Raw genomic sequence first — 10,195 nt, 5'->3', positions numbered from 1 at the left:
TGCCGCAAGTTGCGGCAGGCTAGGGTTCATACGTGGGTCAGGTTTGAACGGAAATCAGTGCGGTCGGCGGGTCAGGATTCGGCGGCAATCAACACTCCATTCATACAACGTTCCAAGAGCCGTACTACAACCGCTCGTCCATCTCATCCGTGTCGTTCAGCTGCGAGCTTCCTCTGGAGGATCCACGCTGAGCGGATCGAGACAGGATCGATGCCCTTTGATGTGCTACCAACGAGAGCCGCCGACCTCGTCTTCCGCTCGACATAATGGCCGCCAACCAATTGATTTTTATTAGGTTTTTGATATTTAACCGTTGCCGGCATCTATGCTTGGCTCGGATTTAGGTCGGTAATCGCCATAGGGAGACCTCGACATCGGCGGGCCGCCTTGAGGATCTTGGACTTACGGAGGACGAGCACGGGCCGGAAGCTGGACTGTTAATCCGTAGGTCCCTGGTTCGAGCCCAGGTCGAGGAGCCAAACTGAAGCCCCGTTGCAGCGATGCATCGGGGCTTTTTCTTTTGGTTCGCTTCGCCCGCCGACACCGACCGTCGCACTCCCCTACCCTGGGGGGATGTCCTGCGCATGCATTAATGCTCTACAACACCAGCCCCGACCAATCTGTCTCTTGCCATGAACAACGCATTGATCGATGGTATCCGAATCAAAATCGGTGCCATGGGCTCCGACGAGTTCGAACGATTCATGAGCAGCCTGCTGCCGAGCATCTATCCCGGCTTTGATCGTTTGGAACCGTCCTTCAACTTCATTGGCAAGACGACGACCGGGAAATGTGACGCTCACGTGTACCACGCATCGGATGACACATATACCGCCATCATTTGCACGACTCAGCAGACAGATATTCCAAAGAAGATCATCGAGGACATCGGGAAGCTGCCGTCGACAAAATTTGCGAGCAAGATTCGGCGCGTACTGATCTGTGTCAACACACCCCTCAAAGATGAAGTAGAGGACTATCGGTCCGCCTGCGCGGCGCTGGGTTGGGAGCTCGATCCTCTTTCGCTCGAACGCATCACCAAACACACTGCAGGGAATTCGTCCCTTCTCCTCAACTATTTCGGCGAGTCGACTTCTTCAGATTCTCCAGCCTCTCGCTCAGTGCGATATTTCGACTGTGGACATCGAATCAAGGAAGCCCGAGAAGATGCATCCATACCCGCCTCTAGAATCATTGAACATTTGCATTTCCCAAGCGAAAGAGCTTGGAAAGCAATCGAATCCGGCGAAGTCGAGATCGCAGAGCACGACATCGACTCCTTATCCGCGCTGACCGGAATATCGACGGCCTGGTTGAGGCACGGCGCCGGCAAGAAGTACCCCACCGAATCCATCTACGACTATCAAGTCGAGAAGATTAAGGCAATTGCCGCAGAATCGCCTCTCGCCTCGTATATGGCCATCGAACCCGATTCGATGGATCTGGTGTTGATAAGTCAGTTCTCAGAGTTCCGATGGAAGGTCTACCCCTTCGGATTCAACATGGATTTCTGGAACTGGCATGGTGACCATCACCACATCCCGTTGATCTACGACCTGCTCGAAACGGCGAACGACCGGCTTGGGCATCCGTACGGCCGAATCATCAAGCCCGCGCTGATGAACGAACTACGCAGCGGAGACATCCATCCCTTTATCCTTTTCCAGAAAACTGGATCAAACAATTATTGGTTCGAGGATCTTTTCGACCTGAACCACAATTACCCCGTCGCCAAGGACAAATATCGCCATTACGGCGAATGGTTCGTGAAGCTACAGGACGAGTTCCGAAACAATACGGGTACAGCCGACTAGGTCGAGGCAAATCACTTCGAGAGGTCATAACTCCCACTCCCGACATACACACTCCGGCCATTCCCATCGACCGGAAAACTGAGTAGCCGCTCCTCATGTCCGTCGTCATAGGTCAGCGTGATCGCGTAGCCGCTCAACTGATACCGACCTCTCCGGCTCGCCCCATCGTCCTTCGTCCGTGTCCCGCTGGTCGCACCGACCGTCCCTAGCCCCGTCCCCACCGTCCCGCCGCCGGTGCTGCTGCTCCCCGATCCGTCCCCCTGCGACGACCCCGCGATCACCGTCCCGGTGATCGCTTGCAGGCTGCCCGTGCTCGACAGCGCGCTGTAGCTGCGCTCGAAGCGACCGTCCTTCGTGAACCGGATCCCGCGCGTCGCTGAGGTCCCGCCCGTGACCATGCTCCCGTTGAAGCTGCTTCGGCTGAAGCTCCCTTCCAGCCTCGCATCCTTCGGCCACGGCTTCATCGCGACATGCTTCTCCAACTTCCACTCGCCGAGCGGCCGCCCGTCGTCGTCCTGTTCCTGCATCTCGTAGCCCTTGCCGGTGCTCCTCCACCGCCCCCAGCGCCGCGGCTCCAACTGCCTCGACGCGGCGACGTTCAACTGATCCGGCGGCATCTCCGTGCGGCGGTACACCGTCCCGTCCTTCAGCAGGAACCTGACGTCCTCCTCCCAACGGGTGCCGTAGTTGTAGTTGGCCTCCCCATGAAGCACGACCGCGACCAGATCCTTCTCGCTCAAACCTTGACCCGGCGCGCTCATCACGCGCTGCAGCAGCACCTCCTTCCGCGCCAGTGGCGCCTGCTGCAGCGGCGACACCGTCAGCCCCGACGCATCATTCACCAGCGCGGCATCGGCCAGGTCCATCGACAGCCGGCTCAGCGAGGTCACCACCCCGCGCAGCACGATCTCGCGGCCCACCCACGGCTCGGCGTTGAACTTCAGATGGATCAACTGCTCGGCCTGCCGGCCGCCCCGCTCCTGCACGAGGTGGAAGCGCTCGGGATAGCGGATATCGCGCGCCACCCGGCCCTTCACATAGACCTGCCCCATCTTGCGAAGTGCCGCCTCATCGGAGATCGCCAGCCAACTCCCCCGCTGCGCCGTCAAGGCGACCACCTGGCTCGGCAGCAGGAGCTTGCCGCGCGCCGGCTCGACAGCCACGGGCAGCGGCGTCGGCGGCGCCACGAGCTTCGCCTGTACGAGCGCCCGCGCCACCGGCATGGCCTGCGGATACTTCGCAGCGATGTCCATGCCGGGGCCGTCCCATTCGCGCGCCATCGCGACGCAGGCCTGATCGGGCGTGGCGTTCGTGAGAACCCGCTTGCGGACCGGATCGACCAGCTTGTCCCATGGAGGATCGCTGCTCTTGCGCGTCATCACGCGCGTCACGATCACCCGCAGCGGCGGGAGCTGGTAACGCGTCCGCCAACCCACCCACGCGTCCCGCATCTGCGGGGCCGAGGGCGCGCCCACGTCCTCGCACGCGGACACGGAGAGCTCGGAGATGACGTCGAGGGTGACCGCCTCGACCAGTTGCGTCATCGCCGCCGGATCGGTGGCGAGCGCGGCGGAATCTGGCGCCGCGATCGCGCCACACGTCATCCATGCGCAGGCGGACGCCGCGAGCGTCCGCTGAAGGGAGATCAAGGCCATGCTGTCGGTCCACGCCGCGGCTTCGGAGGACCGCATGCTGCCCGCTTCATCCGCGGTCGGCCACGGCCAGGACGGGGAAGCGGCGGGAGGGGACTTGACGGGCTCGCGCTGGTTCCGGACCTGCGGCGATCGCCGCCTCCGATGCCGAGCTGCCTGCCGACGCCCCGTGCCTCCGGCCTGTCAACACATGCGAGAGTTGGCGCGTTCGATTCGCTTCAGGGAGACAAGCACATGCCACAGATCCACCGGACCGCCTTCGCCGGCCTGCTCGCCGCCGTCGCGATGGCGGCGCCCACCGCCCAGGCCCAGGCCCAGGTCTGGAAATGCACCATCGACGGCAAGGTCCAGTACTCCGACCAGCCCTGCCCGGCCAAGGGCGAAGCGATGACGTCGCGGTCGCTGCAGAGCAATGTGATCGACACCTCGGCGGACCGCGCCGCAATCGAGCGCGCCAAGGCTGCCGCCGCGGAGCAGCAAGCCGCGACCGCGACGCCGTCGGCGGCACCGGCCGCACCGATCGCTCCCGCCAACGTCTGCCCCTCCGACCGCGACATCGCCGGCATGGAGACCAAGGCGAGTTCGATCTCGCTGAGCCCCGAGGCGAAACGCTTCGTCCAGGACGAGATCCGCCGGGCGCGCCAATGCCAGAAGGGCCAGGGCAAGTACAGCGCCGCGGACTGGACCGTCAGCAAGCAGGCGGTCGACGCCCAGAGCAGCCTGACCGGCGGCCCTGACGCCCGCCGCCGCGCCGAGGCCGTCCACAGCGCGGCCGATCCCGCGGAAGGCGACCGGATCGCGCGGCAGCGGGAGGCGGAGGAGCGTGAGGCGGCTCGACGCGAAAGAGACTTGCGCCTGCGATCCACGCGCTGACGCCTGTCCAGCCCCTCACCGCTGCCGCGCCAGCACCCCTCTCCACCGTCCCCAGTCCCGCGTCACCGGCGGCAGCGCCAGCACGAACAGCACCGTGGCCAGCGGCACCACGCAGATGAAGCCCAGGTGCTTGAACCCGAGCGCCCCCGCCACGCCGCCCAGCACGAAGGCGGCCAGCAGGCCGCCCGCCCGCAGCGCCCGCTCGCGGTCATGCCGAACGCCGGGCCGCAGCGCCTTGGGCTGGCGATTCCAATAGAGCATCTTGCCGAGCTCCATCCCCAGGTCGGTGATGTTCCCCGTCATGTGGGTGGTGCGGACGCTGCCTCCCGAGGTCTTCGATCCGACCGCGTTCTGCAGGCCCATGATGAAAGCCAGCAGCAGCACCGTCAGCGGCACCGCGAAGGGCGTGTGCCAGGTCAGCGTGATCGCGCCCATCAGGCCGAACGGGAACAGCAGCGCCGCCTCCAGCATCAACGGCAGCGCGTAAACGCTGCGCAGGCCATGCCGCCGCGCCCAGTTCACCAGCACCGCGCAGACCGCCGCGCCGCACACGAACGCGAGGATCGCGCCCAGCGCGTTCAGCACCAGCGTGCCCTGTCCCATCACCGCGCCGTCGGCCAGCTGCGAGGCGAATCCGGTCATGTGCGAGGTGTAGCGCTGCAGGATCAGGAAGCCGCCCGCGTTCACCGCGCCCGCATTGAACGCGAGCAGCAGCCCCAGCGCCCGGTTGGTCGACGGCGCGCGGTGGCGGCTGGTCAGGTGCAGCAGCCGCCTCATCGCTCCGGCCGCCGGCTCGGGTCCGTCGGCGCCTCCAGCGATACGTCGGCGCCGTCATCCGCGCCGAACAGCTGCGCACCGCCCGGCTCGACCAGCTTCGCCCCATGCCGCGTCAACACCGCGTGCAGCCGGGCCCAGTTGAGCGGCTTGACGAAGTAATCGTCGAACACGAGGTCCTCCGCCGACTCGAAATCCGTGTTCAGCGGCGTGCCGCTGACCGCGATCGCGACCAGCGCCGGCAGGCTCAGCTTCAGACGGCTCGCCACGTGCCGGCCGTCGGCGTCCGGCATCGCGATGTCCGTGATCAGGAGGTCCGGCTCCCACTTCAGGCCGATGCGGATCGCCTCGAGCCCGGTGGGCGCGACCTTCAGCTCGAAGTGGTAGACCGTCAGCAGCTCGCGCAGCAGCTCCAGCGAATCGGGCTGGTCATCGGCGATCAGGACTTTCAGGCGATCCTGCATGGTGTCGTTCGGAAATGGTTGGAGCCGCCATAGCAATCGGCGGGCCCGCATCGCGCCCGGCAAGGATTCCAACGAGCCGGAGCGGGCATGGGCCGCATTCTTCCATCCCGGCGCCCGTTCCACAGCCTGGCGCTCGCAGGAGTAGGATGGCGCGTCCATGAAAGCGCTTTCCAATGAAGAGAAAGAAGCCTCTCCTATCGACGTCCAGCGAGGTGACGCTGGGCATGGTGGCCGCGGCCAGCGGTGTGTCGCCGAGCACCGTGTCGCGCGTGCTGAGCGGCAGCGCGCAGGTCAGCGCCGACAAGACCGAGCGCGTGCGGCAGGCCATCTCGGCCCTGGGATTCGTCCCCAACACCATCGCACGGGCGCTCGCGGACGGGCGCACCTTCAACGTGGGCTTGCTCGTCCAGTATTTCGAAAGCCCGTTCTACGCGCTGCTGCTGCGCGGCATCGAGGAAGTGCTGACGCCTGCAGGCTACGCGCTGGTGGTGTCGAGCGGCCACTGGCAGGCGGAAGAGGAACAACGCTGCATCGCCTCGCTGCGCTCCCGGCGCGTCGACGGGATCATCGTGTTGACGGGCGGCCTGGACAACGCCTTCCTGGCGGCGCTCGCGCGCGAGTTGCCGGTCGTGGTCACCGGACGGGCGCTGCAGGCGCCGGGCCTGCACGCGCTCAAGACCGATGACGCCGCCGGCGCACAGGCGGCGACCGCCCACCTGATCGACCGTGGCCATCGGCGGATCGCGTTCATCGGCGGCGATGCGACGCATGCGGACGCGAAGGAGCGCGAGACGGGCTACCGGGCGGCGCTCGCCGAGGCCGGGCTGGGGCTCGACGAAGCCTTGATCGCGAACGGCGACTACCTCGAGGCCGGCGGCGCTGCCGCGATGGGGCGCATGCTGGAGCGCGGCACCACCTTCACCGCGGTGTTCGCGGCGAACGACCAGATGGCCGCCGGCGCCGCGCGCGTGCTGCACAGCCGCGGGATCCGCGTGCCCGAGGACGTCTCGCTCGTCGGCTACGACGACCTGCTGAACACCGCCCATGCCAGCCCACCGCGCACGACGATCGATGTCCAGATCGCCGAGCTCGGTCGGCGCGCCGCCGCCGCGATGCTGGATCTGCTCCGGCATGGCAGTTCCTCGGTGCAACCCCCGGTGCCGCGCCTGATCGTGCGGGAGTCCACCCGTCACCTGCACGGCGACACGGCACCCGCCTGCTGAGCCGCTGCGATCGGTCACGGCACGCACCGGACGCCCGCCGATGAACTGACCCGGACTCGCCTCGCTTTTCGTCAACTGGCCGTCACACAGCCTCGGCACAATGCCATGCATCCGAGACAAACAACCGACTGCGACATAGGGCAGAAAGCTGGAACCCGTCACCAGCGTCCGGATACCCTCTTCAGAAAGAAGCCACCCCGACGGGTGGCTTCTTTCATTGGGGCGCCGCGGAGCTCGTCGCAGACTGTCGCTGGTCAGGTCTGACCGCCACGCTGCTCGCCGGCATCACCGTGATCGGGCGGCGGCGATCGCCAGAGGTCCCATCCGAAGATGGCCGTCATGAGGAAGCCATACGCGAGGCTGACCACCAGGAAGCCTCTTCGCGCCACGTATTCCCCGTCGATCAGCACGCCGATCGCCACGAACAGGCCGAAGAACATCGCCGACACGGCCAACGCGAACAAGACGAGAAATCGCTTGGCGCCGAGCCGTTTCACCTTGTCGAGATTCAGAAGTCCAAGCATTGCTGCTCCATGGGAAGAAAGGAAGAGGGCCGCATCGGCGTCGAGCCGCACGATCTCAACGTTATCGATCGTCGCCCGCCGTCCTGATCGGGCGTGCCCCCACTCTCTCCTCTGCTCGCGAGCGGGCCAATGGCCCACTCCAGTAGCAAGCCGATCGTCTGCCCCCCATTCAGGGACTTCAACCACCTGGCTGTCGAATCGCCGACGCCGTGGACCCGCCTCCGCTGCGGGTTTTCCCTCAACGCCGTCGCGCCCGCCCATCACCTTGGGTAAAGAACTTTGAAAGTCCGCAGCGGCGCTGCTTCACGAAACGTACACCGTGCGATGCTTCGGCCCGTTCCGCGACCGGCCGCCTCGGCCCGGCTGACGACCCCCATACAAATTCCCCGCGCTTCCGTCCCAGCCATCGCCAGATCGGCCGCGCTTGCCTCGCACTGGCCTGCCCGATGACAAGCTCCCGCCGCCCCGCCCCGCGTCCGCTCTCCGTTGCCTTGATGCTGGGCCTGAGCGCCCCCGCCTGGTCCCAGTCCGCGCCTCCCACGCCCCCGGCCCCGCCGGCGACCGCGCCCGCCACTGCCCCCTCCCCCGCGCCGGCCGCGACACCGCCCGCCCCCCGCCCCGCGCCGTCACCAGCCCGGCGCGACGCCGCCGACAACCCCGCCCAGCTCGACCGCGTCGAGATCCAGGGCACCTCGCGCGACGACGACCAGCGCCGCGCCGCCACCGCCTCCAAGATCGTCATCGGCCGCGAGGAGATCGAACGCTACGGCGACGCCACCATCGGCGAGGTGCTCAAGCGCCTGCCCGGCGTCACCACCGGCGGACGCCCCGGCCGCGGCGGCGAGATCCGCATGCGCGGCATGGGCGGCGGCTACACCCAGATCCTGGTCAACGGCGAACGCATGCCGCCGGGCTTCTCGCTCGACGAGCTCCCGCCCGAACAGATCGAACGCATCGAGGTCATGCGCGCGCCCACCGCCGAGTTCGGCGCGCGCGCCATCGCCGGCACCATCAACGTCGTCCTGCGCGAGGCCCTGCAGCGCCGCCTCAACGAACTGCGCCTGGCCTCCACCTTCGAGCGCGACCACGTCACGCCCCACCTGAGCTGGACCCGCAACGACAAGCTCGACGACCAGGGCACCGCCTACAACCTCACCGTCAACGCGATGCAGCACAAGCGGCTCGACGACATCGCGTCGCAGTCGCTGACCAGCCGCTTCGACACCGGCACCGGCGCGCTGCAGAGCCAGACCCTGCTGCAGACCCGCGGGCAGAGCGCCGACGAGCGCAAGTCGCTCAACCTGACCGGCCGCCTGCAGCTGCGCCTGGCGGGCGGCGACACGCTCGCGCTCCAGCCCTTCGTGATGGTCAACCGCGGCCGCGGCGCCAGCAGCGCCCGCCAGACCCAGTCGGCGGTGCCGGACGAGAACGCGTTCGAGCGCATCAAGTACGACAGCTACACCAGCGACAGCAGCAACCGCGCCACCATGGCCCGGCTGAACCTGCAGTGGAACAAGCGCCTGGACGAGCGCACCCGCCTGGAGACGCGGCTGGGCGCCGGGCGCATGACGATGGACGGCGATGCCCACCGCGAGGAGGACCTCGACGCCACGCCGGGCCTCTTCTTCCGCACGCAGGACGACACCACGAAAAGCCGCGACACGCAGTGGAGCGTCAACCTCAAGCTCAACCACCAGATGGACAACGAGCACAGCCTGGTCGCCGGCGTCGAGGGCGAAGGCACCACGCGCGACCAGACGCGCGGCTGCACCGAGGTCTACGGCAGCACCATGCGCCGCGACAACTGCGCCTTCCTCGCCGACTTCGGCGAGAACGTCTCCGCATCGACGCGCCGGCTCGCCGCCTATGCGCAGGACGAGTGGAGCGTCGGCAAGCAGTGGGGCTTCTACGCCGGCCTGCGCTGGGAAGGCATTCAGACCGAGAGCAGCAACAACCAGGGCCCGGTGAAGAACACCTCCAGCGTGCTCACCCCGCTGCTGCACGGCGTCTACAAGATCGACGAGAAGAGCCGCGAGCAGATCCGCGCCAGCCTGACCCGCAGCTACAAGGCGCCCAACCTCAACGACGTCATCGGCCGGCTCAGCATCAACAGCCAGTTCACCTGCCAGCCGCCGGCCACGCTCTGCGGCAGCAACCTGATCAACTACCCCGACCGCTTCGGCAACCCCGACCTCAAGCCCGAGATGGCGACCGGCGTCGAGATCGGTTACGAGAAATACCTTTCGAAGGGCGGGCTGCTCAGCGTCAACTTCTTCTATCGCCGCATCACCGACCTGATCCGCGCCCAGGCCCAGCTCGAGACCGTGCCCTACGCCACCGAGCCGCGCTGGGTCATCCGGCCGCGCAACATCGGCAACGCCACCACCCGCGGCGTCGAGCTCGAAGCCAAGTTCCGCCTCGACGAATACTTCGCCGGCGCGCTGCCGATCAACGTGCGCAGCAACCTGTCGCTGTTCGACTCCTCGGTGGACGGCATCCGCGGCCCCGACAACAAGCTGGACCAGCAGCCCCGCTACACCGCCAACCTGGGCGCCGACTACCGGCTGCGCTCGCTGCCGCTGACGCTGGGCGCCTCGCTCAACTACACGCCGACCACGCTGCTGCAGCAGAGCGACCAGGTGCTCAACGAGATCGACAAGAAGCGCGTCATCGACGTCTCGGCCCTGTGGACCTTCTCGTCCGCCGTGGCGCTGCGCCTGGCCGCGAGCAACCTGGTGCCGCTGAGCTACGGCAACGGCAGCATCGCGGTCACGCCGGGCCGGCTGGTCACCAGCGAAAACACCGGCCGCAGCTTCACCGTCTGGACCGTGCGCCTGGAACTGAAGGTCTGAGGACGCAAAAAAGGCTGCC

The 10,195-nt window shown here is 66.6% G+C and carries 8 protein-coding genes; 4 read left to right on the top strand and 4 right to left on the bottom strand.

Annotated features, from left to right (window positions below; all coding sequences use genetic code 11):
• The first annotated feature begins 632 nt into the window (after window positions 1-632).
• Window positions 633-1,814, top strand: a complete 1,182-nt coding sequence (locus FHT37_RS24570) for a hypothetical protein (protein ID WP_183485650.1) — start codon at window positions 633-635, stop codon at window positions 1,812-1,814.
• 11 nt (window positions 1,815-1,825) lie between these two features.
• Here FHT37_RS24570 and FHT37_RS24565 read toward each other — a convergent pair whose 3' ends face one another.
• Entirely contained in the window at window positions 1,826-3,505 is a 1,680-nt protein-coding gene (locus tag FHT37_RS24565; RefSeq protein ID WP_183485647.1) for a hypothetical protein, read from the bottom strand.
• 195 nt (window positions 3,506-3,700) lie between these two features.
• Here FHT37_RS24565 and FHT37_RS24560 point away from each other — a divergent pair, with 195 nt between their 5' ends.
• Window positions 3,701-4,339, top strand: coding sequence for a hypothetical protein (locus FHT37_RS24560; protein WP_183485643.1), 639 nt, complete (start codon window positions 3,701-3,703; stop codon window positions 4,337-4,339).
• Window positions 4,340-4,354: 15 nt separating this feature from the next.
• On the opposite strand, the gene FHT37_RS24555 is transcribed toward FHT37_RS24560, so the two are convergent.
• Window positions 4,355-5,116 carry a YoaK family protein gene (locus FHT37_RS24555; protein ID WP_183485640.1) on the bottom strand — a complete coding sequence of 254 codons (762 nt, stop codon included), beginning with the start codon at window positions 5,114-5,116 and terminating at the stop codon, window positions 4,355-4,357.
• Window positions 5,113-5,577, bottom strand: coding sequence for a response regulator (locus FHT37_RS24550; RefSeq protein WP_175538175.1), 465 nt, complete (start codon window positions 5,575-5,577; stop codon window positions 5,113-5,115). Before FHT37_RS24550 ends, FHT37_RS24555 begins: the two co-directional genes overlap by 4 nt.
• Window positions 5,578-5,750: 173 nt before the next feature.
• Here FHT37_RS24550 and FHT37_RS24545 point away from each other — a divergent pair, with 173 nt between their 5' ends.
• Complete coding sequence (locus FHT37_RS24545) at window positions 5,751-6,800, top strand: LacI family DNA-binding transcriptional regulator (RefSeq protein WP_183485637.1); 1,050 nt, start codon at window positions 5,751-5,753, stop codon at window positions 6,798-6,800.
• Between the two features lie 254 nt (window positions 6,801-7,054).
• Here FHT37_RS24545 and FHT37_RS24540 read toward each other — a convergent pair whose 3' ends face one another.
• The gene (locus FHT37_RS24540) at window positions 7,055-7,375 is read right to left on the bottom strand and encodes a hypothetical protein (protein WP_183485634.1); all 321 of its coding nucleotides are present in this window, start codon (window positions 7,373-7,375) and stop codon (window positions 7,055-7,057) included.
• Between the two features lie 395 nt (window positions 7,376-7,770).
• Here FHT37_RS24540 and FHT37_RS24535 point away from each other — a divergent pair, with 395 nt between their 5' ends.
• Window positions 7,771-10,176 carry a TonB-dependent siderophore receptor gene (locus tag FHT37_RS24535; RefSeq protein WP_183485631.1) on the top strand — a complete coding sequence of 802 codons (2,406 nt, stop codon included), beginning with the start codon at window positions 7,771-7,773 and terminating at the stop codon, window positions 10,174-10,176.
• Window positions 10,177-10,195 lie beyond the last annotated feature (19 nt).

Source organism: Mitsuaria sp. BK037 (genome assembly GCF_014193045.1).
Classification (GTDB): Bacteria; Pseudomonadota; Gammaproteobacteria; order Burkholderiales; family Burkholderiaceae_C; genus Roseateles.
Note: the sequence above shows the minus strand (reverse complement) of the source record. Positions and strands in the feature narration are given on the sequence as shown.

Bases quoted from the DNA above. Each gene is read 5' to 3' on its own strand.
- FHT37_RS24570 (WP_183485650.1), top strand. From the start codon at position 633: ATGAACAACGCATTGATCGATGGTATCCGAATCAAAATCGGTGCCATG.
- FHT37_RS24565 (WP_183485647.1), bottom strand. From the start codon at position 3,505: ATGCGGTCCTCCGAAGCCGCGGCGTGGACCGACAGCATGGCCTTGATC.
- FHT37_RS24560 (WP_183485643.1), top strand. From the start codon at position 3,701: ATGCCACAGATCCACCGGACCGCCTTCGCCGGCCTGCTCGCCGCCGTC.
- FHT37_RS24555 (WP_183485640.1), bottom strand. From the start codon at position 5,116: ATGAGGCGGCTGCTGCACCTGACCAGCCGCCACCGCGCGCCGTCGACC.
- FHT37_RS24550 (WP_175538175.1), bottom strand. From the start codon at position 5,577: ATGCAGGATCGCCTGAAAGTCCTGATCGCCGATGACCAGCCCGATTCG.
- FHT37_RS24545 (WP_183485637.1), top strand. From the start codon at position 5,751: ATGAAGAGAAAGAAGCCTCTCCTATCGACGTCCAGCGAGGTGACGCTG.
- FHT37_RS24535 (WP_183485631.1), top strand. From the start codon at position 7,771: ATGACAAGCTCCCGCCGCCCCGCCCCGCGTCCGCTCTCCGTTGCCTTG.